The sequence below is a fragment of the Aquidulcibacter paucihalophilus genome (genome assembly GCA_030285985.1).
Classification (GTDB): domain Bacteria; phylum Pseudomonadota; class Alphaproteobacteria; order Caulobacterales; family Caulobacteraceae; genus Brevundimonas.
The window spans coordinates 2736134-2760073 of the sequence record CP127384.1; the positions used below are offsets into that span (position 1 = coordinate 2736134).

The 23940-nt window shown below is 69.5% G+C and carries 29 protein-coding genes; 12 read left to right on the forward strand and 17 right to left on the reverse strand.

Annotation, left to right across the window (positions count from 1 at the left end; genetic code table 11):
- Nucleotides 1-5 precede the first annotated feature (5 nt).
- Entirely contained in the window at nt 6-857 is an 852-nt protein-coding gene (gene gluQRS, locus KB221_13445) for a tRNA glutamyl-Q(34) synthetase GluQRS (GenBank protein WIY69071.1), read from the forward strand.
- Here the strand turns inward: gluQRS and ppk2 are convergent, their stop codons facing one another.
- Entirely contained in the window at nt 858-1607 is a 750-nt protein-coding gene (gene ppk2, locus KB221_13450; protein WIY69072.1) for a polyphosphate kinase 2, read from the reverse strand.
- Between the two features lie 159 nt (nt 1608-1766).
- Between ppk2 and KB221_13455 the strand changes: the two genes are divergently transcribed.
- The 3 genes from KB221_13455 to KB221_13465 all read left to right on the forward strand — a co-directional run bounded on the left by KB221_13455 (nt 1767) and on the right by KB221_13465 (nt 4065).
- The gene (locus KB221_13455) at nt 1767-2888 is read left to right on the forward strand and encodes a serine hydrolase domain-containing protein (GenBank protein WIY69073.1); all 1122 of its coding nucleotides are present in this window, start codon (nt 1767-1769) and stop codon (nt 2886-2888) included.
- A 12-nt stretch (nt 2889-2900) separates the two neighbouring features.
- Complete coding sequence (locus tag KB221_13460) at nt 2901-3659, forward strand: extensin family protein (protein ID WIY69074.1); 759 nt, start codon at nt 2901-2903, stop codon at nt 3657-3659.
- A gap of 202 nt (nt 3660-3861) precedes the next feature.
- Complete coding sequence (locus KB221_13465) at nt 3862-4065, forward strand: cold-shock protein (protein WIY69075.1); 204 nt, start codon at nt 3862-3864, stop codon at nt 4063-4065.
- Nucleotides 4066-4136: 71 nt separating this feature from the next.
- On the opposite strand, the gene KB221_13470 is transcribed toward KB221_13465, so the two are convergent.
- The 6 genes from KB221_13470 to uvrB form a co-directional block, all read right to left on the reverse strand.
- A complete protein-coding gene (locus tag KB221_13470) occupies nt 4137-5054 on the reverse strand; it encodes a DMT family transporter (GenBank protein ID WIY69076.1) in 918 nt (305 codons plus the stop codon).
- Nucleotides 5051-5779 (reverse strand): hypothetical protein, encoded by a 729-nt coding sequence (locus KB221_13475; GenBank protein WIY69077.1) that lies wholly within the window; start codon nt 5777-5779, stop codon nt 5051-5053. The genes KB221_13470 and KB221_13475 overlap by 4 nt, the downstream gene beginning before the upstream one ends.
- Nucleotides 5780-5878: 99 nt before the next feature.
- A complete protein-coding gene (locus KB221_13480) occupies nt 5879-6526 on the reverse strand; it encodes a hypothetical protein (protein WIY69078.1) in 648 nt (215 codons plus the stop codon).
- Nucleotides 6523-6729 carry a hypothetical protein gene (locus tag KB221_13485; GenBank protein WIY69079.1) on the reverse strand — a complete coding sequence of 69 codons (207 nt, stop codon included), beginning with the start codon at nt 6727-6729 and terminating at the stop codon, nt 6523-6525. The genes KB221_13480 and KB221_13485 overlap by 4 nt, the downstream gene beginning before the upstream one ends.
- A 359-nt stretch (nt 6730-7088) precedes the next feature.
- Nucleotides 7089-7430 carry a GIY-YIG nuclease family protein gene (locus KB221_13490; protein ID WIY69080.1) on the reverse strand — a complete coding sequence of 114 codons (342 nt, stop codon included), beginning with the start codon at nt 7428-7430 and terminating at the stop codon, nt 7089-7091.
- Between the two features lie 227 nt (nt 7431-7657).
- On the reverse strand, nt 7658-9883 hold the full coding sequence (uvrB, locus tag KB221_13495; protein WIY70931.1) for an excinuclease ABC subunit UvrB: 2226 nt from the start codon (nt 9881-9883) through the stop codon (nt 7658-7660).
- Nucleotides 9884-10206: 323 nt separating this feature from the next.
- Here uvrB and KB221_13500 point away from each other — a divergent pair, with 323 nt between their 5' ends.
- The 4 genes from KB221_13500 to KB221_13515 all read left to right on the forward strand — a co-directional run bounded on the left by KB221_13500 (nt 10207) and on the right by KB221_13515 (nt 12619).
- Entirely contained in the window at nt 10207-10995 is a 789-nt protein-coding gene (locus tag KB221_13500; protein ID WIY69081.1) for an isocitrate lyase/phosphoenolpyruvate mutase family protein, read from the forward strand.
- 144 nt (nt 10996-11139) lie between these two features.
- Entirely contained in the window at nt 11140-11649 is a 510-nt protein-coding gene (locus KB221_13505) for a methylated-DNA--[protein]-cysteine S-methyltransferase (protein WIY69082.1), read from the forward strand.
- 66 nt (nt 11650-11715) lie between these two features.
- Nucleotides 11716-12417 carry a hypothetical protein gene (locus tag KB221_13510; GenBank protein WIY69083.1) on the forward strand — a complete coding sequence of 234 codons (702 nt, stop codon included), beginning with the start codon at nt 11716-11718 and terminating at the stop codon, nt 12415-12417.
- Nucleotides 12410-12619 (forward strand): helix-turn-helix transcriptional regulator, encoded by a 210-nt coding sequence (locus tag KB221_13515; protein ID WIY69084.1) that lies wholly within the window; start codon nt 12410-12412, stop codon nt 12617-12619. The genes KB221_13510 and KB221_13515 overlap by 8 nt, the downstream gene beginning before the upstream one ends.
- A gap of 120 nt (nt 12620-12739) precedes the next feature.
- Here KB221_13515 and KB221_13520 read toward each other — a convergent pair whose 3' ends face one another.
- The 5 genes from KB221_13520 to KB221_13540 form a co-directional block, all read right to left on the reverse strand.
- Complete coding sequence (locus tag KB221_13520) at nt 12740-13615, reverse strand: hypothetical protein (protein WIY69085.1); 876 nt, start codon at nt 13613-13615, stop codon at nt 12740-12742.
- Between the two features lie 91 nt (nt 13616-13706).
- Complete coding sequence (hfaB, locus tag KB221_13525) at nt 13707-14849, reverse strand: holdfast anchoring protein HfaB (protein ID WIY69086.1); 1143 nt, start codon at nt 14847-14849, stop codon at nt 13707-13709.
- On the reverse strand, nt 14846-15712 hold the full coding sequence (hfaB, locus tag KB221_13530) for a holdfast anchoring protein HfaB (protein ID WIY69087.1): 867 nt from the start codon (nt 15710-15712) through the stop codon (nt 14846-14848). The genes hfaB (KB221_13525) and hfaB (KB221_13530) overlap by 4 nt, the downstream gene beginning before the upstream one ends.
- 30 nt (nt 15713-15742) lie before the next feature.
- Entirely contained in the window at nt 15743-16171 is a 429-nt protein-coding gene (gene hfaA, locus KB221_13535; GenBank protein ID WIY69088.1) for a holdfast anchoring protein HfaA, read from the reverse strand.
- A gap of 70 nt (nt 16172-16241) precedes the next feature.
- Nucleotides 16242-16856 carry a hypothetical protein gene (locus tag KB221_13540; protein WIY69089.1) on the reverse strand — a complete coding sequence of 205 codons (615 nt, stop codon included), beginning with the start codon at nt 16854-16856 and terminating at the stop codon, nt 16242-16244.
- 361 nt (nt 16857-17217) lie between these two features.
- Here KB221_13540 and KB221_13545 point away from each other — a divergent pair, with 361 nt between their 5' ends.
- Entirely contained in the window at nt 17218-18036 is an 819-nt protein-coding gene (locus tag KB221_13545; GenBank protein ID WIY69090.1) for a sulfite exporter TauE/SafE family protein, read from the forward strand.
- Nucleotides 18037-18146: 110 nt separating this feature from the next.
- On the opposite strand, the gene KB221_13550 is transcribed toward KB221_13545, so the two are convergent.
- Both KB221_13550 and KB221_13555 read right to left on the reverse strand, forming a co-directional pair.
- Entirely contained in the window at nt 18147-18656 is a 510-nt protein-coding gene (locus KB221_13550; GenBank protein ID WIY69091.1) for a TIGR02281 family clan AA aspartic protease, read from the reverse strand.
- A gap of 202 nt (nt 18657-18858) precedes the next feature.
- Nucleotides 18859-19068: a DUF1289 domain-containing protein gene (locus tag KB221_13555; protein WIY69092.1), complete on the reverse strand. Its 210-nt coding sequence runs from the start codon at nt 19066-19068 to the stop codon at nt 18859-18861.
- Nucleotides 19069-19221: 153 nt separating this feature from the next.
- Here KB221_13555 and KB221_13560 point away from each other — a divergent pair, with 153 nt between their 5' ends.
- The 3 genes from KB221_13560 (at nt 19222) to KB221_13570 (ending at nt 20684) form a co-directional block, all read left to right on the forward strand.
- Nucleotides 19222-19377 (forward strand): hypothetical protein, encoded by a 156-nt coding sequence (locus KB221_13560; protein ID WIY69093.1) that lies wholly within the window; start codon nt 19222-19224, stop codon nt 19375-19377.
- 131 nt (nt 19378-19508) lie between these two features.
- Nucleotides 19509-19829, forward strand: coding sequence for a hypothetical protein (locus KB221_13565; GenBank protein ID WIY69094.1), 321 nt, complete (start codon nt 19509-19511; stop codon nt 19827-19829).
- A 57-nt stretch (nt 19830-19886) separates the two neighbouring features.
- Nucleotides 19887-20684: a crotonase/enoyl-CoA hydratase family protein gene (locus KB221_13570; GenBank protein ID WIY69095.1), complete on the forward strand. Its 798-nt coding sequence runs from the start codon at nt 19887-19889 to the stop codon at nt 20682-20684.
- A gap of 113 nt (nt 20685-20797) precedes the next feature.
- Here the strand turns inward: KB221_13570 and KB221_13575 are convergent, their stop codons facing one another.
- The 3 genes from KB221_13575 to KB221_13585 are packed head-to-tail and all read right to left on the reverse strand — an operon-like array spanning nt 20798 to nt 23759.
- Nucleotides 20798-21814 (reverse strand): HlyD family efflux transporter periplasmic adaptor subunit, encoded by a 1017-nt coding sequence (locus tag KB221_13575; GenBank protein ID WIY69096.1) that lies wholly within the window; start codon nt 21812-21814, stop codon nt 20798-20800.
- Nucleotides 21815-21834: 20 nt separating this feature from the next.
- The gene (locus tag KB221_13580; GenBank protein WIY69097.1) at nt 21835-22590 is read right to left on the reverse strand and encodes an ABC transporter ATP-binding protein; all 756 of its coding nucleotides are present in this window, start codon (nt 22588-22590) and stop codon (nt 21835-21837) included.
- Entirely contained in the window at nt 22587-23759 is a 1173-nt protein-coding gene (locus tag KB221_13585) for an ABC transporter permease (GenBank protein ID WIY69098.1), read from the reverse strand. Before KB221_13585 ends, KB221_13580 begins: the two co-directional genes overlap by 4 nt.
- Nucleotides 23760-23940: the final 181 nt, after the last annotated feature.

Sequence of the window (23940 nt, forward strand, 5' to 3'; positions counted from 1 at the left end):
GCGTCGTGGCCTTCGTCACCCGTTTCGCGCCCTCGCCGACCGGCCGGCTGCATCGCGGCCACGCCTTTTCCGCCCTGACGGCCTGGCGCGCGGCACGCGAGGCCGGCGGGCGGTTCGTGCTTCGGATCGAGGACATCGATCCGACCCGCTGCAAGCCCGAGTTCGAGGACGCCATCCTCGAGGATCTGGGCTGGCTGGGGCTGGATTGGGATGTGCCTGTGCGCCGCCAGTCCGAACACCTCGCCGACTACGCCGCCGTGATCGACGATCTGAACGGGCGGGACCTGCTCTATCGCTGCTTCCGGACGCGGAAAGACATCCTCGACACCATCGGCGACGCACCGCACGGACCGGTCGAGGCGGCGCGCCCCGGCCCTCATCCGGCCGATGAGGAGGCGGCGCTGCTGGCCGAAGGACGGGCGTTTGCCTGGCGGCTTTCGCTGGACCGTGCGCGGGAGACGCTGGGGGAAGTCGACTGGGAGGCCCTGGCCTTCATGGAGGAAGGCGGCGGCCCGGACGGAGAGCACGGCCGGATCAAGGCCCGGCCGGAGACGGCCGGCGACGCCGTTCTGGCCCGCAAGGACGCCGGGGCGGCCTACCATGTGGCCGTCACCCACGACGACGCCTTGCAGGGCGTGACGCATGTCATCCGCGGCGAGGACCTGTTCGAGGCGACCCATGTGCAGGTGCTGATCCAGACGCTGATGGGCTGGCCCACCCCCGTCTATCGTCACCATCGCCTGCTGCTCGGACCGGACGGAAAGCGTTACGCCAAGCGCGACCGGTCCGTGACGCTGGCAGAGCTCAGGGACGGCGGTCTGGACGCCGGGACGCTGCGGGCGGAACTCGGCTTCTGATCAGGGTGCCAGCCGGTCCTTGGCCTTCGAAGCCGGGAAGACCACCTCGGGGTCAGGCGCATCCGCCGCGGTGCCCGGCCCGCCGACGGTCCGGAGAATGTGTCGGATGATGTTCAGCCGCGCGGCCTTCTTGTCGTCGGTCGCAATCACCGTCCAGGGCGCGTGGTTATGGTCAGTCTCGTCCAGCATCCGGTCGCGGGCGACGCTGTATTCCTCCCAACGGGCCTGGGCCTCGGCGTCGAGCGGCGAGACCTTGAACCGCTTCAGCGGATCCTCGATCCGCTCGGCCAGACGACGGGCCTGTTCAGCCTTTGAGATGTCGAGCCAGAACTTGATCAGCACGATCCCGTCATCGGCCAGGATACGCTCGAACGACGGCGCGTCCGCGAGGAACTGCGTGTGCTGCTCCGGCTTGCAGAAGCCCATCACCGGCTCGACCCCGGCGCGGTTGTACCAGGACCGGTTGAACAGCACGGTCTCGCTGTCGGCGGGCAGGTGCGGGACGTAGCGCTGGAAATACCACTGGCTGGTTTCGCGCTCGGTCGGCTTGGGCAGGGCGACGATGCGCGTCTGACGTGGCGACATATACTCCGTGATGCGCTTGATCGCCCCGTCCTTGCCGGCGGAATCCCGGCCTTCGAATATGATCAGCGTCTTGCGGCCCTGTTCGATCGTCCAGTGCTGGGTCTCGACCAGCAGGATCTGGAGCTGCTCAAGGTCGGCGTCGTATTTGTCTGATTTCTTGCCCATGGACCCACGATGCGCCCGCCCCGCCGTAGGGGCAATGTTGCAACTCCATTTCAGCCGGGTCGCACCCCGGCCCTGCGCCGGCCCTGAACCTGTCCGCATTCTCATGTGCGGCCTGTGCGTCGGTCGGATAGGATGGCGGTGACAGAGATGGAGCCACCCATGTTCGCCACGCGCCGCGCCCTGTTGGGCGGTTTCGCCGCCCTGCCGCTCGTCAGCGCCTTTCCGGCCATGGCGCGCAGCCGTCAGGGCGAACCGGCGGCAGAAGCCGCGCTGGACGCCGTCTTCGCCGAGGCCGCACCGCCCGCCCTGGCCGCCGCGATCGTGACGCGCGACGGTCTCGCCTGGTCCGGGGTGAGGGGCGTACGCCGCGCCGGAAGCGAGACCCTGGCAACCGCCAGCGACCGCTGGCACCTGGGCTCGAACACCAAGGCGATGACCGCCGCCGTCTTCGCGCGACTGGTCGATCAAGGCCGCGCCCGCTGGGCCATGCCGGTCGGTGAGGCCTTCCCGGGCCTGACCACGCATCCGGCCTGGGCGGCGACCACGCTCGACGACCTGATGCACCACCGCGCCGGGCTGCTCGACGCCGCCCTGCTGGACCGCGCCTGGCTGATGGCCGCCCACGCCGACCAGCGCCCGCTGGCGGAGCAGCGGGCCGAGTTCGCGGCGCGGGCGTTCGGCGCGCCGCCGGCGGGGCCAGTCGGCCAGTTCGCCTATGGCAACGGCAACTACATCGTCCTGGGTGCCGCCATCGAGGCCATCACCGGCCAGCCGTGGGAGACAGTCATGGCGGCGGAACTGTATGCACCGCTGGGCCTGACCACCGCCGGCTTCGGCGCGCCGCAGGACCCGGCGCCCTGGGGCCATAGTGGCGGTGTCGGCGTCGATCCCGCGGGCTTTGCGGACAATCCGCGCGCCCTCGGCCCGGCGGGCACGGCCCATATGAGCATGGCCGACTACGCCCGCTTCATCGGTGCCATGATGGGCCGCGCGCCCGGCTGGCTCAGCGAGGCTGCCCGCGCTCATCTCCTGACCCCCGCCGCAGGGAGCCCGCCGGCGTATGCGGCCGGCTGGGGCGTCGGAACCGCGCCTTGGGCGGGCGTCGGCGGTCCGGGCCCGACGATCACGCACAACGGCTCCAACACCATGTGGTTCGCGACCGTGCTGGCCGCGCCGGAGCGGGGTCTCGGCTTCATCGCCCTGTCCAATGACGGCGTGGCGGGCCAGCGGGCCTGCACGACCCTCGTCCGGCGACTGGCGGAGGCCCGCGCCGCCGCGTAAGGCTGCTCGCGCATGAAGCGCGATTTTGCCGATTTCTGGAACCTGCTGTGGGAGCTGGCGCTCGGCGTCTGCGCGGCCTTCGCCATGCTCAACCTGTTTGCCCCGCAGCAGGACCTGCCTTGGAAGCCGCTGGACCTGAACCGGCCGATCGGCACGGCGACGGCGGCCAAGGTGGCCGATTTCGAACTGGCCGTCGCCGCCGCGCCCGAGGAGACCACCGCCGTCACCGAGGCCTGTATGCGGGTGCTGCGCGAGGCCGGGGTGCAGGTGGAGCGGGCCGAGGACCGGGACGACGGCGGCTTCTGCGTCGTCCGCGGAGCCATCCGCATCACCGGCGGGGCCGTCACCCCCCTGCCCGGCAATCCGGTCCTGCAGTGCCCGCTGGCGGTGCGGTACGTCATCTGGGAGCGCCAGGTGCTGCAGCCCGCGGCGATGCAGACCTTCGGCAGCCGGGTGGCGCGGCTGAACGACGTGGGCACCTACAGCTGCCGCCGCATCTATGGCCAGACCGATCCGAGCGCCCGGCCCAGCGAGCATGCGCGAGCCAATGCGCTGGATATCGGCGGCGTGACGCTGGAGGACGGACGGCGCGTCTCGGTGCTGACCGACTGGCCCGGAGACGGTCCGCGCGGGCCTGAGGGACGGCGCTTCCTGACCCGGATCCGCGAGGGGGCCTGCCGGGTGTTCTCGACCGTCCTGGGCCCGGGCTACAATGAGGCCCACGCCAACCACCTGCATCTCGACGGCGCAGCGCGCCCGCTCTGCACCTGATTTTGCGAACGCCGTTCGCCGGAGAGGCGAATCTGTTTGCGGTTGACCGACCCCGAATTGCGCGAGAGAAAGTCGGCGCAGTCCGGATTTCGCGCGGCCTCCACAATCGCGCTCGCTCCTTCACTGAATGAGCTCGTCCAGATGGGCTGACGGGCGTCCCTCGAGGGACGTCTGCCTGGAAAGCGCGTTCAGGAGACGCATTATGGCGACCGGCACGGTCAAGTGGTTCAACCCGACGAAGGGTTTCGGCTTCATCCAGCCCGATGGCGGCGGTCAGGACGTTTTCGTCCACATCACCGCAGTCCAGAAGGCGGGCCTGCAAGGCCTCGATGAGAACGCCAAGGTCGAATACGAGCTGGAATCCCAGCGCGGCAAGACCTCGGCGATCGACCTCAAGCTTCTTTAACCTTGGGCCGCGGTCAGAAGGCTCCGCCTTCTCGACCCGACGCGGCCTGGTCGAAGCCACGGCTGACACCATCACAGGACGGGCGCGGGGGCTTCGGCCTCCGCGCCTTTCTTTTTGGCCGATGACCACTGCGCCAGCACGATCGCGGCCAGCACCACGACGCCGCCGATCGCCTGCACGGCGGTCAGGGTCTCGGCGAAGATGAGCCAGCCGAGCAGGGCCGCGACGACGGGCTGGATCAGGACGGTCACGGCGGTGAGCGCGGCGGGCAGCCGGCCCAGCGACCAGGCGACGCCGCCCTGCCCCACCACATGCATCAGGCCGAGGCCCGCGCAGGCGGCCCAGCCGCCCCATGAGCCGGGCAGGACCTGTTCGCCGAGCAGCAGGGCGGCCAGCAGCAGGCCCGGCGCGGCGATGGCCGTGGACCAGAGCATGACCCGCCCGGCCGAGTGGCGGTCGCGCGCGCCCTTCACGGCGATGAAATAGCCCGCGTACCAGAGGGCGGTGACGGCGGCGAAGACGTCGCCCAGCGGGGGGTTCGAGCCCTGCCCGCCGTCGGCGCCGAGCGACATGGTCACGGCCCCGGCGATGGCGGCGGCGAGCGCCACGAGGAACAGGGCCTTGGGCCGCTCGCGGAACACCCACCAGCCGACCAGGGTCACCACCACGGGCGTCAGATTGGTCAGGGTGGTGGCATTGGCCACCGAGGTCAGGGCGATGCTGTAGTGCCAGAAGCCCAGGTCGAACACGAGCATCACGCCCGCCAGCACCATCCAGTTCGAGGGCCGGCCGATGCCCTCCCCGCCCGGGCGGGCGGTCATGACCAGCAGCCACGGCAGGGCGAAGGCGAAGCGCCAGAAGCCCGCGGCGGCCGGTCCCGCGTCAGAGAGGCGGACGAGGATCGGGGCGAGGCCGAGGACCACGGCCGCGAGGATCAGGACGATCAGGGCGGCGGCCCGGGTGGGCAGGACCGGCGCCTTTGGCGTCACGCGAAACGGCCGGCCAGCAGGCCGATGGCGAACAAGGGCAAATAGCCGATCCCGGCGACCAGCTGGATCGTGATCCACAGGGCGACCGCCTTGGCCAGGCCGAAGACCGGCGCGCTGTACCAGCGGCCCGCCCCCATGCGCATGAAGGCGGCGATGGCGATGACGAACAGGACCACCGTGCCGATCAACTGGCCGGGCCCCGGTTTGTACATCCACCAGGAGAAGGGCAGCAGGGGCACGGTCAGGGCGTTGAGGTAGGCGAAGGCCGCCCGGAATCCGCGCCGCCAGCCCAGCTTGTCCGGATCCCACCAGCGCATCAGGGGCGCCGCGGCCAGGGCGTAGAAGACGGAGAGCAGGGGCACCAGCACCAGGCTCATCCAGTTGTCGGCATCGGCCATGAAGGCGTCGCGGCTCTTGCCCGAGGCGGCGATCAGCGGGTCCAGCATCTCCGGCGGCATGGCGCCCAGCATCATGGCCGTGCCGCCCTGCAGGAACAGCACCAGCATGAGGATGGCGTTGAGCGCCAGATAGAGCCGCAGCGGCCGCGCATAGAGCCCCCCGCCGTCCGGCCCCTGGGTCATCCAGGCCTCCAGCACCGTGCGCGGGCGCAGCAGCAGATCGCGCGCGGTCACCAACTCGAGCAGGCCGAAGCCGAGCGTGTCGTCGGACAGGTCGTTCAACCCCCGGGCTTTCGGCTCCGGAGCGGGCGTTTGCGGTTCGGCCATGGTGGAATCCCTCTTGGGGCAACGATGGCATGGCGGACGGGGCGCGGCCAAGGGCCGCGGGGTCAGTCGGCACGCCCCCCGGAAAATTGCGAAACCCTGTCATCCCTCCCCTTTCGCCCCCGCTTCCCCAACCGCTGCCTCCGCCGCGCGCATGGCCTCCAGCCGGGCCAGTTCGATCTTCAGCTCCTCGTATTCGGGCGGCAGGTCGCGGCCGGCCATCAGGTCCTGCGCCAGCGTCAGCGCCCGTTCGCGCAGGAACATCCGCATCATGGCCTGACCGGCCTCGAACCGTTCGTCGGACTCGGCCGGGTCCTCCTCGGCCCATTGCAGGACGTCGTTCAGACGGGCGATCTCGGTCGCGGCGCGGGCGAGGCGGACGGCGTTCAGCCCCTCGCCGGTCTTCAGCGCATGGGCGGCGCCGGCCAGGGCCCGGCGGGCGAGGTCGTCGGGGCGGATGTGCAGGGGCGCGCGCCAGGCCGCCAGCACCGCCGCCTCGTCGGGGGGACCGTCGACGGGGGCGGAGGGCGCGGGGCCGGGCGGCGGCACCGACCGCGCCTGCGCCTGACGCGCGGCGAAGGCCCGTTTGGTCCAGCCCTCCTTCGCCGCATGTTTGCGCAGGGCCGTCACCGACACCCCGAACCGCGCCGCCACCGTCGGCGCCGACAGGCCCGACAGATAGGCCCCCCGGATCAGGTCCCAGGTCTCCGCCGCCACGGTGACATAGCGGGTCTTCGGCAGGGCCTTCATCGCCGCCCCCGATCATGGAGCCGCTGCAGCGTCGCCATCACCCGGTCGGTCGCCGTCATGGCCGCGTCCTGGGCTGCATCGAGCGCAGGCGTTCCGGTCGGCATGCGCGCCGCCGCCCGCGCCATGGTCGCCACCCGTTCGACGCCCAGCGCCAGTTGCATCGCATAGCCGACGGGGTCGGGCCGCTTCTTCCTCTTCTTCATGGTCTCCGCTCCGTGTTGAGGCGGCGGAGTCTGCGGCGGGCGGGAACTATGGCGGGCTGAAAGGGGCGAAAAGGGAGAGCGCGGGGCGCAAGGGGTTGAAAGGATTGGGGTCGGGAGGGGACGGTGGGGGCGGGATTGTGCTGACAATCGGCGGATTGTGAGCGGTGCTCCCTCCCCTCCCGCTATCGTCATTCCGGGCGAGCGGAGCGAGGCCCGGAACCCAGCGGCGCGCGTGAGCGCGAAGCTGCCGCGGGCACCGGTGCGTGAACAGATCGCCTTCGGCACCGCTGGGTTCCGGGCCTCCGAGCCGCTACGCGCCTCTCCGCCCGGAATGACGATAGCGGTTGGGGGGCACCGCCTCAGTCCGGTTCTTCCGGCGGGACCCAGTCGGGATCGTTCACCGGAAACCACTCGGCCGCCAGATCGCGCCAGTCGGGGTTGGCTTCCTCGATCAGCCGGAGCTTCCAGTCGCGCTTCCAGCCCTTGATCTGCTTTTCGAGGCGGATTGCGTCGACGACCCAGGCGTGGCGCTGAAACCAGACCAGCCGGGTGCAGCCGTAGCGTTTGCTGAACCCCTCGAAGGCGCCGGTGCGATGCTTCCACACCCGTGCCGGAAGGTTGGCGGCGACGCCGGTGTAGAGCGTGCCGTTGCGCCGGCTGGCCATGATGTAGGTCGCGACTAACTTCCGATACGTGCGCATGTCTCACAACCTATGCGCTATTTCTAAGGTCTGTCCAGCGCCCCTCCCGCTATCGTCATTCCGGCGAAGGCCGGAACCCAGCGGCACCGCAGGCGACCTGTCCACGCACCGGCGCGCCCGACAACTTCGCGCTCTCGCGCGCCGCTGGGTTCCGGGCCTCCGCCTCGCTTCGCTCGCCTCCGCCCGGAATGACGATAGCGGGAGGGGTGGACATGTTCATACCCCCCCTACCGCCCCTTCCGGAACGCCTCCGCCTTCTCCGCCGCCGCCTCCGCCCGCCAGCGCTTCGGCGCCGCCTTGTCGACCGTCTCGCCCTCGGCGGTCAGGACCTCATTGGCGAACTCCAGGTCCATCAGCTTCATCCGCTTGATCTCGTCGCGGAGCCGCGCCGCCTCCTCGAATTCGAGGTTGGCGGCGGCGTTGCGCATGCGGCCCTCGATGTCCTTGAGGGCGGCCTGGAAGTTGGAGCCGGTGAAGGGGCGGGCCTCCTCCTTGACGCCCGGGGCGGTCAGCTTGTCGAGGGCGCGGGACTCATAGGGGCTGGCCATGATCTCGCGGATGTCGCGTTTGACCGACTCCGGGGTGATGCCGTGTTCGGCGTTGTAGGCCTCCTGCTTTTCGCGGCGGCGGTTGGTCTCGGCGATGGCGCGTTCCATCGAGCCGGTCATGCGGTCGGCGTAGAGGATGACTCTTCCGTCGACGTTGCGGGCGGCGCGGCCGATGGTCTGGATGAGGGAGGTCTCGGAGCGCAGGAAGCCCTCCTTGTCGGCGTCGAGGATGGCGACCAGGCCGCACTCGGGGATGTCGAGGCCCTCGCGCAGCAGGTTGATGCCGATCAGGACGTCGAATGAGCCGACGCGCAGGTCGCGCAGGATCTCGATCCGCTCCATCGTGTCGACGTCGGAGTGCATGTAGCGGACGCGGACGCCCTGTTCGTGCATGTACTCCGTCAGGTCCTCGGCCATCTTCTTGGTCAGGACGGTGACCAGGGAGCGGTAGCCGTTGCGGGCGACCTGTTTGACCTCGTCAATGACGTCGTCGACCTGGTTGCGGGTCTGGCCGCTGACCGGGCGGATCTCGACCGGGGGGTCGATCAGGCCGGTGGGGCGGATGACCTGTTCGGTGAAGACGCCGCCGGTGCGCTCCATCTCCCACGGGCCGGGGGTGGCGGTGACGAACAGGGTCTGGGGCCGCATGGCGTCCCATTCGTCGAACTTGAGCGGGCGGTTGTCGATACAGCTGGGCAGGCGGAAGCCGTACTCCGCCAGGGTGGATTTGCGGCGGTAGTCGCCGCGGTACATGCCGCTGATCTGGCCGACGGTGACGTGGCTCTCGTCGACGAACAGCAGGGCGTTGTCGGGGATGTATTCGAAGAAGGTGGGCGGCGGCTCGCCCGGGGCGCGGCCGGTCAGCCAGCGGCTGTAGTTCTCGATGCCGGCGCAGGAGCCGGTGGCCTCCATCATCTCCAGATCGAAGCGCACGCGCTGTTCGAGGCGCTGGGCCTCCAGCAGTTTGCCGTTCTCGACCATCCAGTCGAGCGTCTCCTTCAGCTCGGCCTTGATGCCGGTGATGGCCTGGTTCAGCGACGGGCGCGGGGTGACATAGTGGCTGGCGGCGTAGACGGTGATCTCGGTGAGGTCGGCGGTCTTCTTGCCGGTCAGGGGGTCGAACTCCTGGATCGATTCCAGCTCGTCCCCGAACAGCTGCACCCGCCAGGCGCGGTCCTCCATGTGGACGGGGAAGATCTCCAGCACGTCGCCGCGCTTGCGGAACATGCCGCGGTCGAAATTCAGGTCGTTGCGCTTGTACTGGAGCGCGATCAGGTCGGCGCGGAGCTTGGACTCGTCGATCTGGTCGCCGACCTTCAGGGTGAAGGTCATGGCCGTATAGGTCTCGACCGAGCCGATGCCGTAGATGCAGCTGACCGAGGCGACGACGATGACATCGTCCCGCTCGAGGATCGCCCGCGTCGCCGAGTGGCGCATGCGGTCGATCTGCTCGTTTATGGACGAGTCTTTTTCGATGTAAGTATCTGATTTCGGTACATAAGCTTCCGGCTGATAGTAGTCGTAGTAGGAGACGAAATACTCGACGGCGTTGTCCGGGAAGAAGCTTTTGAACTCGGAATAGAGCTGGGCGGCGAGGGTCTTGTTGGGGGCCAGGATCAGGGCCGGGCGCTGGGTCTGTTCGATGACCTTGGCCATGGTGAAGGTCTTGCCCGAGCCGGTGACGCCCAGCAGGACCTGATCGCGCTCGCCGGTGGCGGCGGTGGCGACGAGCTCCTTGATGGCGGCGGGCTGGTCCCCGGCGGGGGTGTAGCGGGTCTCCAGCCGGAAGGGGATGTGTTTGCGATCCTGCGGCCGGTCGGGGCGGTGCGGGGTCCAGTCGGACGGCTTGCCGGGAGCCTCCTCGGGCGTCAGGCGCGGGCCGGTGACGGGGGCGAACATCGGCATGTTCGGCGTCTTCACCGGCATGCGGGCGGGGGTGCCGTCGTCGTCGCGCAGAAAGGCGGCGGGGGCCTCGGCCAGGGACTCGCCGCGGACGTGGACGGGCTTGGTGATGCGCGGGGCGGAACCCTTGGGGGACGAAGAACGGTTCATGAACGGCAATCTAGGGGGCGGGAGGCGGTTACGCCACAACGCGCGCGTCCGGCGGGGGATGCGGCGGGGGCGCTGCTGACAGCGGTGTGGCAGCAGGGTGGTCTGTGAAGGGCCGAAAACCGCGAGACGAGGCGGCGGCGGCGCGGCAGTATCGGAGCCGACAAGGAGACCCGTTCATGACCCCCTTCCACGCCCTTCACCAGGACGGCCTGCTGATCCTGCCCAACGCCTGGGATGGAGGGTCGGCGGCGCTGGTGGCGTCGCTGGGGGCCAGGGCGGTGGCGACGACGAGCGCGGGCGTGGCCTGGGCCCTGGGCTGGCCGGACGGGGATGCGCTGCCGGTCGAGCGGGTGGTGCAGGCGGCGCGGGATGTGGTGCGCGGCGCGGGCGGCCTGCCGGTCTCGATCGACATGGAGGGCGGCTATTCCGACGACCCGGCCGCGGTGGCGGCGCTGGCCACGCGGCTGGTCGAGGCGGGGGTGCAGGGGATCAATATCGAGGACGGCGGCAGGGCGCCGGAGGGGCTGGCGGCCAAGATCGCAGCGATCAAGGCGGCGGTCGGCGGGGCGCTGTTCGTCAATGCGCGCTGCGACGTCTGGCTGAGGGGCGTGGCGCCGGAGGCTCCGGTGGCCGAGGCGGCGCGGCGGGCGACGATCTATGCGGCAGCGGGGGCGGACGGCTTCTTCGCGCCGGGGCTGACGGATGTGGGGGACATCGCGGCGATGGTGGCGGCGACGCCCCTGCCGGTGAACCTGCTGGCCTGGCCGGGCCTGCACGATGCGGCGACGCTGAAGGGGCTGGGCGTGCGGCGGCTGAGCGCCGGCTCAAGCGTGTGGGGCGCGGTCTGGGGCCGGGCGGCGGCGCTGACCCGGGGGTTCCTCGCGGACGGTCGGTCGGAGCCGCTGATGGAAGGGGCGATGGGCTGGGGCGAGGTTAATGCGCTCATGCCGGCGCGAGACGGGTGATTGGTGGTTGGTGATTGGTGGCTGGCCGACGCCGGTACGACAGCGCGGACCGTGCCGCCCTTCCGCTGACAGAGACGGCATCCCTTCACCAATCACCAACCACCAATCACCAATCACCAATCACCTCCTCACCCCTGAGCTCCCATGAACCTCACCCTCTCCCGCCTCGACAGTCCGCTCGGGCCGCTGGCGCTGGCGTGTGATGACGCGGGCGCGGTGCGGGGGCTGTCGTTCGCGGACGGGCTGATCGGGGCGATGCGGCGGGAGTATCCGGGTGCCACGCTGGTCGAGGGCGAAACGCCGGCGGCGGTGGCGCGGGAGGTCGCCGCCTATTTCGACGGCGACCGGGAGGCGCTGACGCGGGTGGACTGGTCGCTGGAGGGCGCGGCGGCCGGCGACGGCTTCCAGGCGCGGGTCTGGCGGGCGCTGGCGGATGTGCCTGCGGGGGTCACCCTCAGCTATGGCGAGATGGCGAAACGGGCGGGCGAGCCGGGCGCGGCCCAGGCGGCGGGGACGGCGCTGAACCGCAATCCGATCCCGCTGATCCTCGCCTGCCACCGGGTCATCGGGGCCGACGGCTCGCTGACCGGCTTCGGCGGCGGGCTGGGTCGGAAGGAATGGCTGCTGCGGCACGAGGGGGCGCTGCTGATCTGATCGCTTGACGTCGTGTAACCCATAGGTGATATGTAACCCCTAGGTGACAAACGCAGGAGGATGCAGATGTCGAACACGCGCGATGGCAGCGACGACCGGCCGGTCCGGGGCCGCGGCTGGAAATTCATGGCCGGCTTCGTCATCTCCGGCCTCGGTCTCGGCCTGGCGGTGGTCGGCCTGAACCCGGGCGCGACGAGTCTGGCCGGAACGTTTTCCGATACCAATGCAGGGATCGTGACCGGTATCGGCATCGGCATCTTCGTGATCGGACTGATGATCGCCTGGAAACTGCGGCCCGGCGGTCCCGCCTCACGCGACGAGGACGAGCCGGGCAGGCGCGAGCGGATGCAGGCGCAGCGGTCCATGCTGCTGTGGCTGTTCCCGATCATCACCCTGATCTTCCTGTACCAGTCGACGCGGGCGATCCCGCTGATCCTGGCCGGCGAGGAGAGTCTCGCAAACTACATGAGCGTCCTCCTGCCGGTGATCTACGCCTGGCTGGCGGCCTCCGTGACCATGGGCTGGGACGGAAACTCGCGGAAGAACCGCCGCTACCTCGAGGACGAGCTGACCCAGGTGCTGCGCGCCCGGGCGATCGTCTGGGCCTTCCTCGTGCTGATGGCGGGTACGACCATCGCCCTGGGCCTCGGCCTGTGGCGGCTGGAGACCGGCCTGATCGCCCTGCCCTTCGCTCTGGCGGCGGCGGGCGCGACGGCGGGCCTGCGCTTCGCCTGGCTGGACCGTGAGGCCGGGCGCGACGATGGGTGATCCACGCCTCGCCTCACGGCTGAAGGAACTCCGCACCGCCGCCGGCCTGACCCAGGCCGAACTGGCCGAGCGGGCCGGCGTGTCGCGCAAGACCGTGAACACGGTCGAGAACGGGGTCTTCATCCCCTCGACCATCCTCGCCCTCAGCCTCGCGCGGGCGCTGGGGACGACGGTGGAGACGTTGTTCTGGCTGACGGAGTGAGTGTGGTGGTTGGTGATTGGTGATTGGGGGTTGCCGCTCGACTTTCAGCGGAAGGGCGGCGCGGCCCGCGCCCTCGCACCGGTGCCGGCCAACCACTAATCACCAACCACCATTCACCTCCTAGCGGCGCACCGACGCCCGCGCCTCGAGGTCCGCCCAGCGGCGGCTCAGGTCGGCCAGTTCGGTGCGCAGGCGGCTGGCTTCGGTGCGGCTGATCGCGCCGCTGCGTTCGCCGGCGGTGATGCGGGCCTCGATCTGGGCCGCGCGCGGGTCATTACCGTAGCCGCCGCCATTGTTGCCCGGCATGTAGCCGTCGCCGACGCGGCGGTTCAGATCGGCGTAGCGGGCTTCCAGATCCTGGCGCTCGCGGGAGTCGAGGCCGTCGCGTTCGTACTGGGCCTCCAGACGGACCAGCGCCTGGAAGTCGGTGCGCAGCCGGGTCGATTCCGTGCGGGTGATGTCGCGGGCGCGCAGGGCGGCCGCCACGCGGACGTAGAACGCGGCGCTCTGGCCGGCCAGCGGCTCCCAGCGGCCATAGCCGCCGCCATTGTTGTCATCGTCCTCAGCGGACTCCAGCCGGTCGGTCAGGCGGCGGTAGCGGTCGGTCAGGTCGGTGCGTTCGGCGGTGGTGAAGCGGCCGTCGGCGGCATAGCGGGTTTCCAGATCGACCAGTTCGGCGAAGCCGGCGCGCAGCCGCTCCGACTGGCGGTAGTTGATGGAGCCGTCCCGAACCCCGGCGTCCAGCCTGGCATCGAACTGGGTGCGCTGGTTGTACAGCGGCCGGCGACCACGGCTCCATTCGCTGTCCAGGGTGGCCTGGCCCTGCCCGAACAGGGTCCCGAGAATGGCCTCCAGCACCCGGCCGCCCTGCGACGGCTCCTGTGACTGAGGGCTGTAGGGAGTCGCGCTGTACGGCGTCTGGGCCGAGGCCACGCCGGCGGCGGCGAGGGTCAGGGCGGCGGCGGCGGCGGCCGTGAGGGTCTTGATGGTGGTCATGGGGGTTCTTTCCGGCAGTGAAGCCTGTCGCCGGAGAGAACGGGGTTGGGCGGGTAAGGTTGCGGCGGCGGCTTCTACAGCCCGCCGCCCGTCACGCGCGGCCGCCCCGCGTCAGACGCCATGTGCGCGGGTCGATCCTGGGTCGGACCGGCGGCGTCTCGCCCGGCAGCGCCTGGGGCTCGACGGCCGGCACAGAGGGCAGGGCCAGCGGGTCGACCTGGAAAGCGCCCGTCGGCGGCGGGGCGAGCGGCAGGGCGGGCGGCGCGGCGGGTGGCGCGGCCGGGCCCGGCGAGCGCGCGGCAGCGAACGTCGTCGGCACAGGCGCGGCAGCGGGGGGCTGCAGGTCGCGCAACCGGCGATAGCCGCCCGAGGTATCGACGGTCAGGGCCGCCGGCAAACAGGCCGAATCCGACAGGCCATAAAGTTCGGCGGCCACGTCATAGACGCCACGCTCGATCAGCGTCCGGACGCCGAGTTGCAGGGGCTCCAGCGCGCTCTGGCCGCCGGAGAGATCGACGGCCACACCGCCGAGGATATCGAACACACCGGCGCGGATCTCGCGCCCGACAATCTGCTTCTGGTAGGCCGCGACCGCCACCACCTCCTGGGAGACGGAATCCACCAGCCGCAGGTCCATGGCGACATTCATGACAAAGCGGGAGCTGCCAAAACCGGTCTTGGGATCCTCCGGGTTGATCGCCCCGACACGGAGTTCGCCACCCTCGGATTCGATATTGTAGTTGAGCTCGGTGATGCCGCCGACAAGGTAGAACCGCGACCCGGCGACCTGGCCGGGATTGATCGCGCGCAGTGGTCCCGGCGCATCGCCGGCCGCGGTCGGCGTATCGGAGAGGACCTGGGCCGCGGCATAGGTCCGCTCGACCTCCGCGACCGTCTGGTCCGCCCTTTCGACCTGGGGCACACCGGCGCGACCCAGGGCGGTCACGGCGAACAGGGACGCGCCCTGGGTCACCCTGCGTCCGGTCTCGAGATCCAGCTTGCCGGTCAGATCCGCGATGTCGCCCACGGCGAGGCGCGGCGCGACCAGTCCACGACCCGCGGCCGTATCCGCCAGGCAGGTCAGGGCCGCGGTCAGGGGGGTGGCGTTGGCGGTCGCCGGCGCGCCCCCGACCGGCTCGGCATAAAGGCCGGTTGCGGGGTCAAAGCCCGTCGACGCACACCCCGAAAGGATCGAGGCGGACAGCAGGGCGACGATCAGGGTGCGGCCGTTCACGAATCGATCTCTGCCCGTTCAAGGCAGCCACTGTAGACGTCAGAGCCTTGCAGTCCGGCAAGAAGTTCAAAAATCCCCCGCTCCACCAGGGTGCGAACCGCCGCCTGCAGCGGTTCCACCGACTGGACCCCGCCGGAGAGGACGCCGCCGACACTGGAGCTGCCGCCGGACAGGCCGAGGTTCATCTCTCGTCCAACCAGCTGCTTCTGGAAGGAGACCGTATCGATGACGATCTGCGAACGGCTGTCGACCATGCGCAGGTCGATCGCGACGTTCATGACATAGTCGGAGGCACCGGCGCGGGCCCGCAGGCCGGTCACGGCGGCCTCTCCGACCTGGCCGCTGATGCCGGAAGACTGGATGTTGTAGTTCAGCTCGGTGATGCCGCCGACGATGAAATACTCCGAACCCGCCACCTGACCGGCGAAGACCGGGCGGAAATTCTCCGCCGACTGGCCTGCCAGTTCGGGGGTGTCGGACAGCAGGTGGCGCTGGGCGTAGTCCAGTTCGATCTGGGCGACCGTATTGTCCAGCCGCTCGACCACGGGCGCGCCCGCCCGGGCCAGCGCCGTGATGGCGAACAGGGAGGCCCCCTGGGAGACGCGGGCGCCGGTATCGAAATCCACCCGGCCGGTCAGGTCGCCGATCCGCCCCACCGACATCCGGGGCGCGCTCAGCCCGAGGGTGCGGTTGCGGTCAGCGAGGCAGGTCAGGGCCGCCGTATAGGGAGTGGCGTTGCCTGTGGCATGGACCCGGCCGCCCCGAACGGCACCGTCCGGTGCCGCGGCCGCCGCCACGCCGGGAGCCGCCATGCTCGCGACCGCGAGGGCGATGATCGACAGTCGGACAGAAGGACGGATCATGTCGGGTCTCCGGTGAGGGCGGAAAGGGGGTCAGCGCGGCGCGTTGCCGTTGGCCGTGACGGTGCCGGTGTTCGCCTGGTCGGAGTTGACGATCACCGTGTTCCAGGAACCCACCACCGAGACCGTCAGCAGATTGCCGATCGCCGTGCTGGTGCTGCTCCCGGCCCCGGCCGAGAAATAGTCGGCGCCGCTGGCGGCCTGGTCGGTGCCGCTGCCATCCGCCTGGAAATAGGCGTTGGAGTCGTTCTGGATGATGCCGTTCACGATCAGACGATTGTCGTTCCGGGTCTGGGAGGACGGCGCATAGGTGCGGGTCTCCATCTGGCGACCGTTGCCATAGCCAGCCTCATAGGTGGCGAGGACGCCGCCGCGGGCCGGAGCGCTCTGGGCCAGGGCCGGAGAGGCCATGAGGCCGCCGACGACGAGAGCGCAGTTGAGGAATGAGCGGAAATGGTTCACTGTAGAAAACCCTTCAAGGGACGAGGGTGTCGCCGCGTTGCAGCGCGACGACACCGGGACGTCAGTGGTTTTAGAAGCCCGTGACCGTGAGGCTGTTGCCGATGGCGGCAGCCGTCGCGTTGACCGATCCGCGGACGTCGCGGACGGTAGCGCCCATGACCGCATTGACGCCGGCCTGGTTGATCTGGGTCGAAGCCAGACGGCCGAAGTCGGCATTGACGCTCGCCGAGTTGCTCAGAGCGGCCGAGGTCGCAGCCACATCGCCGCCGACATTGCCGATGGTTGCGTTCAGCGTGGCGGTGGGATCGTAGGCGGCCAGCTGGGTGTTGTTCAGGACGCCGACCCAGTCGCCTTCGATGCTGGCCGAGTTGGCAATGGCAGCGGAGGTGGCGGCCACATCGCCCTGGACGTTCGAGATCGAGGCCGAGAGGTCCGAACGCGCGTCGCCCCAGAAGTTCTGATAGTTGTTCAGGGTCGCGAGGCTGGAGCCTTCGGCCGTGAACGAGTTGGCGATCGCGGCCGAGGTCAGGGCCACGTCTTCCGTGACGTTCTGGACCGTGGCGTTGAGCTGGGCCCGGATGTTGGCGTTGTTGCGCTGGTTGTTGTCCAGGGACTGGGCCTGGGCGGCGCCGGCGGAGACAGCGAGGCCGAGGGCGATCGCCAGGATGGAGACGGTGGTTTTCATCGTAGAGTTCCTTTCGGTGCCGGGAAGTCGGCAGACGAGAACCCGCAACGACCGTACCAGCGGCCCGCCCCCCCGCCTCTTCATGTTTCGGTCACCAGGAAAGGCCCGTTCCGGTGCCGGAATTCGCCGCCCGGGAGAATTTCTCGCGTTAATCTGTCGATCGTAAGAGGTTGTGAACCCTGCCTGTCAGGACTCTGTTCATGATCAATTAAGTCTTACATTTCATGAGCTTCATAACGAGACAGAGGGCTGGTCCGGTTTGGTACATTTCCGGACATGCGTGTGCCGGAGAGACCGGGCCGGTCGTTGTCGCAGAGGCCCGGGCGGTTCGCCGTCCTCCTCCTGAAGGTCAGGCCTGCCCATGCTGCCCCTCCCCGACCTGATCCTCCTGTTCACCGCCCTGATCGCGGCCGGGCTGGTGGGCGGGCTCGTGGCCGGACTGTTCGGGGTCGGGGGCGGGACGGTGATCGTGCCGGCAGTGTTCTATGCGTTCGAGGTGCTCGGCATCGGCGGCGAGGGGAACCTGCATACGGCGATCGGGACGTCACTGCTGACCATCGTCGCGACCTCGTGGCGGTCGCTGAAGGCGCATCGGGCGCACGGGGCGGTGGATGAGGGGGTGCTGAAGACCTGGACGCCCTGGGTGGCGGCGGGGGCGCTGGTCGGGGCGGGCGTGGCCGGCTTCACCTCGATGCAGGGGCTGGCCATCGTCTATGGCGTCTGCCTGCTGGTGGTGGCGGCGCAGATGGGGCTGCTGCCGGAGCGGGTCACGCTGAGGCGCGACCTGCCGGAGGGCTGGGGCCGGCGCGTGACCGGAACGGTGATCGGCGGGCTGTCGGCCATGATGGGGATCGGCGGCGGGAGCTTCGGCGGGATGATGATGACCCTGTGCGGGCGGCCGATCCATCAGGCGGTGGCGACGGCCTCGGGCTTCGGCCTGGCCATAGGCGCGGCGGCGACCCTCGGGTTCATCGTCTTCGGCTGGGACGCGGGCGGACGGCCGCCGCTGTCGCTGGGCTATGTCAATGTGCCCGGGGCGATCGTGATGGCGGTGCTGACCACGGCGGTGGCACCCTGGGGCGCGAAGCTGGCGCACTCGCTCGACCGGGCGGTGCTGAGACGGGCGTTCGCCGTGTGGCTGCTGGTGACGGCGGCGGCGGTGGTGGGGAAGGCGCTGTAGGGGTGATTGGTGGTTGGTGATTGGTGGCTGCTGGATCGGTCACCGGCTCCTGATCGAGACACGCCGGTCGCGCCACTGCCAGTCACCAATCACCAAACACCAATCACCCTTCAGGGCCGCAGCGTCAGTCCCACCGGCGTCGCGCTGAACGAGGAGAGGCGGCCGAGGTAGCTCATGCCGAGCAGGCTGTGCGGCAGGCCGCGCTGGACGACGAGGGCCTCGACCTGTTCGACGCGGGCCCCCGCGACGGCCACGGCCTGAAGCGCGACGGTCGCGGCGGGGACGGGGCCGGAGGCGGTGATGACTGTGGCAGAGAAGTCGCCGGCCTTGAGCCTCAGCCCCAGACGGGCGGCGTCGGCCGGGGTCAGGACCACGACGCTGGCGCCGGTGTCGACCATGACGCGCACGGCCGTGCCATTGATCTGCGCGTCGGCCCAGTAGTGGCCGTCGGCGGCCTTCAGCACCTGGGCCGGAGCGCCATGGGCGGGGGCGTGAGCGGGTGCGGGCGTGGCGGCCTGGGCCTGACCGCGCGCATCGGCGTGGTTCAGCCACCAGGCCGTACTCAGGGCGGAAGCCACGGCCAGGGCCATGACTCCGGCGGAGGAAAAGTCGAAACGCATACGCCGTCCGTCGTGAACTCGCCGCTTCTGCAGCCCCTCCCCTGTCGCACACGGCCGTTGGGATGCGGTGAAGGGGCGTGGTTTGCGGGGAGTTAAGGCGGTGATTGGTGGTTGGTGATTGGTGGCGGCTGGATCCTGTCCCGGTGGTGGGTAAGCCGGCGCCGGCGGCCGCCCCATCCAGTCACCAATCACCAACCACCAATCACCCCGCGCGCGCTTCGCGCGCGGGCAGTTCCGCCAGGATCGTCGCCCGCTCCGCATCGGTGAAACCGCTCCACCCGGCGATCTCGGACAGGGTGCGCCAGCAGCCCAGGCAAAGGCTGGTGGCGCCGTCGACGACGCAGACCTTCACGCAGGGGGTCGCGATGCTGCGTGGCGGGCCCTGTGGATTTTCAGCGACAGTAGATGACATGAATGCGAAATATGGTCCGGCAGCGGATTAAAACTGATTGCATTTTTTACGTCGCGGGGTTAGATGGAGGCTGACGCGAAACGACTATGACGGTGAGATCCCCGAAAAGCACGACGTGTCTCTTTTCATCCATCACTCGAAAGGAGACGCCAGATGAAAGACAGAGACCGCAATCTGCAGCACGCCATGATGTCCTTCGCCCTGTGGGGCGGGATGCTGGTGAATACGAAGAACGGCTATGGGGCCGGCGACCGTGTGGTCAGCCACCCGTCCAACTTCGTGCCGATCAAGCTCGGCAAGCGCGACTAGGTCGCGCCGCATCGCAGACGACCCCAGCCCCGGTCCGCAAGGTCCGGGGCTTTGCAATTCCACCGTCAGGGTTGGTCAGTCGCGCGATCCCGAGACCTGTGTCAGGATAGTTGCGTGAGGGGTTCCGCATCATGTTCAGGCTGAAGGCGACGCTCGTCGCCACGACGCTGATGCGGCCGTGGCGCACCGGCTGGTCAGCGGACCGCGGCGTGGACTTTTCGTTGGTCGCCCCGACGCCAGCGGCGACGGCTCCGACACTGATGCGTGACGACGGCCCCGCCGGCGAGCGCCGCTGTTTCATCGATGAAGACGAGGCCCTGCTGACGGCTGCCGCCGTGGTGCGCCGCTTCGAAAGCCTCGGCACGACCGGGGCGGCGATCGAGGCCCCCGCCGGGGATGCGGCCGATACCGCCGGCCTGCGGGTCTGGTGGTCGCTGTCGGGCAAGCCCTAGGGACCCGAGACCCCGGCCGACATTGCGGCCGGGCCGCGCGTGCGGCACATCGGGTGGATGACCCTGATCCGCCGAGACCGCCACAACCATATCGAACTCTGGACCCTGGACCGGCCCGACCGGCTCAACGCCCTGCCCGACCTCGAGGACGGCGAGGCCTTTGCGGCGGCGTGCGAGGCGGTCAATGCGGACCAGGGCGTGCGCTGCGTGATCCTGACCGGGGCGGGGCGGGCGTTCTCGGCGGGCGGCGACCTGAAGGCGATGAAGGACCGGCGCGACCTGTTCGCCGGCTCGGGGGCCGAGATCCGCGAAGGCTATCGCCGCGTGGTACACCGGATCGTGCGGTCACTGTACGGGCTGGAGGTGCCGTTGATCGCGGCGGTGAACGGTCCGGCCATGGGACTGGGCTGCGACATCGCCGGACTGGCGGACATCCGCATCGCCTCGGACACGGCCAGCTTCGGCGTGCCGTTCCTGAAGCTGGGCATACTGCCCGGCGACGGCGGGGCCTGGCTGATGCCGCGCAACATCGGCTATGCGCGCGCCGCCGAGATGCTGTTCACCGCCCGGGTGCTGGACGCCAGGACGGCGATGGACTGGGGGCTGGTCAGCCGGGTGGTCGCGCCGGAGCGGCTGATGGACGAGGCCATGGAGATCGCGACGGACGTCGCCTCCCGCGCGCCCCAGGCCCTGCGCATGACCAAGGCCCTGCTGCGCCAGGGCCGCGACGCGACCTTCGACCAGATCCTCGAAATGACCGCCGCGATGCAGGCGCTGGCGCATCTGACGGACGACCATCTGGAAGGCGTGACGGCGGCGCTGGAGAAGCGGGGGGCGAGCTTCACCGGTCGCTGAGGCCGCGAGGTGATTGGTGGTTGGTGATTGGTGGTTGGTTGACGCCCGGAATGCGGACCTGACAGCGACGCCCTTCCGCAATCACCAATCACCAACCACCAATCACCCCTTCTTTACCCCGCCTGCGCCGGGGCCTGCATCGAGCGGTCGGCGGCGACGCCGGGGGTGACGGCGCGGGGGGCACCGGCGGTTTCGCCGGGCTTCATGAATTTCACCAGAACGCGCTGGCCGATCAGGAGCGGGGCGTCGCCGGCGCTGACGACGACTTCCACGACGCGCTCGTCCGAGCGTTGCGAGGGATCGTCAGAGGCCAGTTTGCGGGCACCGAAGACGGCGGCGCGGCGCAGGACTGTGCCGACATAGACCTTGGACGGATCGCCCTCGGGGGTGATCTCGACGGACTGGCCGGCGCTGATGTTGGGGATGTCGCTCTCGACGATCTCGGCGCGGGCGATGCGCGGGGCGTCGGGCTCGAGGTCGAACATGTTGGACACGTTCAGGGTCGAGGCACCGGCACCGGGGTTGGCGTAGCGGCGCACGATGCGGCCCGCCTGGGGCGCGCGGATCACGGTCAGCTCGACATTGTAGGCGGCCTGGTCGCGGCGGGCGCGGGCGGTCTGCACCGCCGCCTGCTGCGAGCCGAGCCGGGCCTGGGCCTGGGCGATGGCGTCGCGGGCCTGGTCCATGCGCGAGGCGGCGACGAAGTTGGAATCCACCAGCCGGGCGAGGCGGTCGTGCTCGCGCTGGGCGGTGCGGATGTCGACCTGGATCAGGCGCAGCTGGCTTTCGGCCTGGGCGACGTCGGCATTGGCGCTCTGCAGGGCCAGACGGGGCTCGTCGTCTTCCTGACGGGCGAGGATCTGGCCGGCGACGACGCGGTCACCTTCCTGCACCAGCACCTCACGGACGACGCCGCCGCGGCGGGCCGCGATCTGGATGATGCCGCCCTCGACATCGACCTTGCCGTTGGCGATGGCCGCATAGGGGCTCTCGACCTGCGTGGCCGCGGCCTTCTCCTCCTCGGCCTTCTTCGCCTTGCCGGCCTTCTGCATGAAGGAGAAGCCGACGACGATGACGACGATCAGCACGATGCCGATCCAGAGCCATTTGTTCTTGAGGAAGGCGGGCATGTCGAAATTCCTGAGGCGGTTCAGTGCGACGCCAGCGTGGCGTCGGGATTGGGGGTGCGGCGTTCGTCGGAGATGATGATGCCGTCTTCGATCTTGATGACGCGGTCGGCCCATTCCTCGAGGCGAGGATCGTGGGTCACGCAGATGACCGCGGCGCCGTGTTCGGTGGCGGCGCGACGCAGCAGCCGGATGACGATCTGGCCGTTCTCGCCGTCGAGGGCGGAGGTCGGTTCGTCGGCGAAGAGGATCTGAGGGTTCTTGGCCAGGCAGCGGGCGATGGCGACACGTTGCTTCTCACCGCCGGACAGGGCCGAGGGCCGCTGGTTGAGGCGCTTGCCAAGCCCGACTTCCTCCAGGGTGGCGGCCGCCTGACGACGGGCATCGGCCTTGGACAGGCCCTGGAACTTCAACACCACCTCGACCTGCTGCAGGGCGGTCAGGGCGGGGAAGAGGTTGAAGCCCTGGAAGATGAATCCGCAGTGGTCGAGACGGAATTTGTCGATCTTGCCCGAGGACAGCTTCCACAGATCATCGACGTCGAGGGTGTCGACCCGGCCCTCTTCCGGCCGCAGCAGGCCCGACAGGGCGGCGATGAGGGTCGACTTGCCCGAGCCGGACGGGCCCATGACCATGGTCAGGTCGCCGTGGCGGGCGTCGAAGTCCACGCCCTTGAGCACCTCGATGAAGGCCTTGCCGGACTTGAACCGCTTGACCAGGCCCTTGGCCTCGATGGCGAAGTCGCCGTGCTTTCCGTGCGCCTTGGTGTGAGCGGTCATCGCAGCAGATCCGCAGGTTGGCTGTTCTTGAGGATGCCGAGCGACAGCGCGCCGGACACCACAGCGATGAGGACAAGCCCGCCGCCGACGACGATCAACAGGACCGGCGGCAGGGCGATGATGACGGCGTTGGCCATGGCGAACATCTGGACCAGCAGGGTCAGGCCGATGGCGGCGGCGACGCCGACCAGGCCGACCCAGAAGCTGAGCTCCATGACGATGCGGTTGAGCGAGCCCATGCCGACGCCGAGGGCCCGCAGCGAGGCGAACTCCTTGATGTTGGCCATGATGGCGCCGCGCAGGGTCTGCCAGGTGATGGCCACGCCGATGATGGTGCCCAGCACCACGCAGCCGCCGATAATGATGACGAGGATGCCTTCCTCGAACATGGCACCGGCGTTGGCGTCGGCCAGTTCCTGACGGGTCCAGGCCTTCCACTGTCCGTCGCCGAGGGCATTCAGCTGGGCGGCGACGCGGTCGGCCTGGGCCGGGTCGCGCAGCTTGACCATCAGCGGTCCGACGCGCGGGCCGGTGTCGGCCTGGCCGAGCATGCGCAGCGTATCGCGCGACATCACGATGTTGGCCTGCATCATGTTGGGATAGCCGCGCGTGATGCCGACCACGGTGACGGTCTGGCCATTGTACAGCGCCCTGTCCCCGAGCCTGACGCCCAGCTTCGTCACGGCCGTCTCGTCGATGGCGATCGTGTAGGGCTGGCGCAGGGCGTCGACCAGTTCCTGGGAATAGTCGGTCGGAATGGTCACCGCGCCGGGCGTGGTGTCGATGATGCTGGCCTGGACGAATTCCTGTTTCGGCGCGCGCTGCCGGGCGCGCTCGGCCTGCGACATGGTCGGGTCGACGTTCTTGACCGACTGGAAGGAGCCACCGGCGCCGTCCAGCGGCTGGACCTCGATCACCTGCGGGTTGCGATAGGCCAGCGGAATGAACCGGCGCGGCACGCCCGAGGGCCCGCCCATCAGGCTGGTGGCCCCGGGCTGCATGATGATGATGTCGGCGCTGGAGCGCTCGATGGTGGCGGTGAAGCCCTTGCCGATGCCGATGAAGACGCCGGTCATGGCGAGGACCAGCAGGCCCGACAGGGCGAGCGCCATGACGGCCGCCATATAGCGGCGCCACTCAAACAGGAGAGTTGAAAGTGCAAGCGACATGGAAACGGCTGAACCCCTGACGTTGACCGCTATCTGACGATGCAAGGCAGCGGGGCCAAGTTAAATCGGGGTAAGGCGATCACGGTTACCCTTGCGCGCGCCCCGCCGTGGCGCGATGGACGGACTTCGTTCATCGTGTCTATGCAGATTGCAACGCCCGGCGACGTCCGCCGGCTCCTGG

Excerpts from the sequence above, each read along its gene's own strand:
- hfaB (WIY69087.1), bottom strand. The coding sequence starts at position 15,712 with ATGATCCGTCCTTCTGTCCGACTGTCGATCATCGCCCTCGCGGTCGCG.
- KB221_13575 (WIY69096.1), bottom strand. The coding sequence starts at position 21,814 with ATGCCCGCCTTCCTCAAGAACAAATGGCTCTGGATCGGCATCGTGCTG.
- KB221_13515 (WIY69084.1), top strand. The coding sequence starts at position 12,410 with ATGGGTGATCCACGCCTCGCCTCACGGCTGAAGGAACTCCGCACCGCC.
- KB221_13455 (WIY69073.1), top strand. The coding sequence starts at position 1,767 with ATGTTCGCCACGCGCCGCGCCCTGTTGGGCGGTTTCGCCGCCCTGCCG.
- KB221_13550 (WIY69091.1), bottom strand. The coding sequence starts at position 18,656 with ATGCGTTTCGACTTTTCCTCCGCCGGAGTCATGGCCCTGGCCGTGGCT.
- KB221_13540 (WIY69089.1), bottom strand. The coding sequence starts at position 16,856 with ATGAAAACCACCGTCTCCATCCTGGCGATCGCCCTCGGCCTCGCTGTC.
- KB221_13580 (WIY69097.1), bottom strand. The coding sequence starts at position 22,590 with ATGACCGCTCACACCAAGGCGCACGGAAAGCACGGCGACTTCGCCATC.
- KB221_13505 (WIY69082.1), top strand. The coding sequence starts at position 11,140 with ATGAACCTCACCCTCTCCCGCCTCGACAGTCCGCTCGGGCCGCTGGCG.
- KB221_13570 (WIY69095.1), top strand. The coding sequence starts at position 19,887 with ATGACCCTGATCCGCCGAGACCGCCACAACCATATCGAACTCTGGACC.
- KB221_13490 (WIY69080.1), bottom strand. The coding sequence starts at position 7,430 with ATGCGCACGTATCGGAAGTTAGTCGCGACCTACATCATGGCCAGCCGG.
- KB221_13485 (WIY69079.1), bottom strand. The coding sequence starts at position 6,729 with ATGAAGAAGAGGAAGAAGCGGCCCGACCCCGTCGGCTATGCGATGCAA.
- KB221_13555 (WIY69092.1), bottom strand. The coding sequence starts at position 19,068 with ATGTCATCTACTGTCGCTGAAAATCCACAGGGCCCGCCACGCAGCATC.
- ppk2 (WIY69072.1), bottom strand. The coding sequence starts at position 1,607 with ATGGGCAAGAAATCAGACAAATACGACGCCGACCTTGAGCAGCTCCAG.
- KB221_13560 (WIY69093.1), top strand. The coding sequence starts at position 19,222 with ATGAAAGACAGAGACCGCAATCTGCAGCACGCCATGATGTCCTTCGCC.
- uvrB (WIY70931.1), bottom strand. The coding sequence starts at position 9,883 with ATGCCGATGTTCGCCCCCGTCACCGGCCCGCGCCTGACGCCCGAGGAG.
- KB221_13585 (WIY69098.1), bottom strand. The coding sequence starts at position 23,759 with ATGTCGCTTGCACTTTCAACTCTCCTGTTTGAGTGGCGCCGCTATATG.
- KB221_13480 (WIY69078.1), bottom strand. The coding sequence starts at position 6,526 with ATGAAGGCCCTGCCGAAGACCCGCTATGTCACCGTGGCGGCGGAGACC.
- KB221_13510 (WIY69083.1), top strand. The coding sequence starts at position 11,716 with ATGTCGAACACGCGCGATGGCAGCGACGACCGGCCGGTCCGGGGCCGC.
- KB221_13500 (WIY69081.1), top strand. The coding sequence starts at position 10,207 with ATGACCCCCTTCCACGCCCTTCACCAGGACGGCCTGCTGATCCTGCCC.
- KB221_13465 (WIY69075.1), top strand. The coding sequence starts at position 3,862 with ATGGCGACCGGCACGGTCAAGTGGTTCAACCCGACGAAGGGTTTCGGC.
- KB221_13545 (WIY69090.1), top strand. The coding sequence starts at position 17,218 with ATGCTGCCCCTCCCCGACCTGATCCTCCTGTTCACCGCCCTGATCGCG.
- KB221_13520 (WIY69085.1), bottom strand. The coding sequence starts at position 13,615 with ATGACCACCATCAAGACCCTCACGGCCGCCGCCGCCGCCGCCCTGACC.
- KB221_13565 (WIY69094.1), top strand. The coding sequence starts at position 19,509 with ATGTTCAGGCTGAAGGCGACGCTCGTCGCCACGACGCTGATGCGGCCG.
- KB221_13460 (WIY69074.1), top strand. The coding sequence starts at position 2,901 with ATGAAGCGCGATTTTGCCGATTTCTGGAACCTGCTGTGGGAGCTGGCG.
- KB221_13475 (WIY69077.1), bottom strand. The coding sequence starts at position 5,779 with ATGGCCGAACCGCAAACGCCCGCTCCGGAGCCGAAAGCCCGGGGGTTG.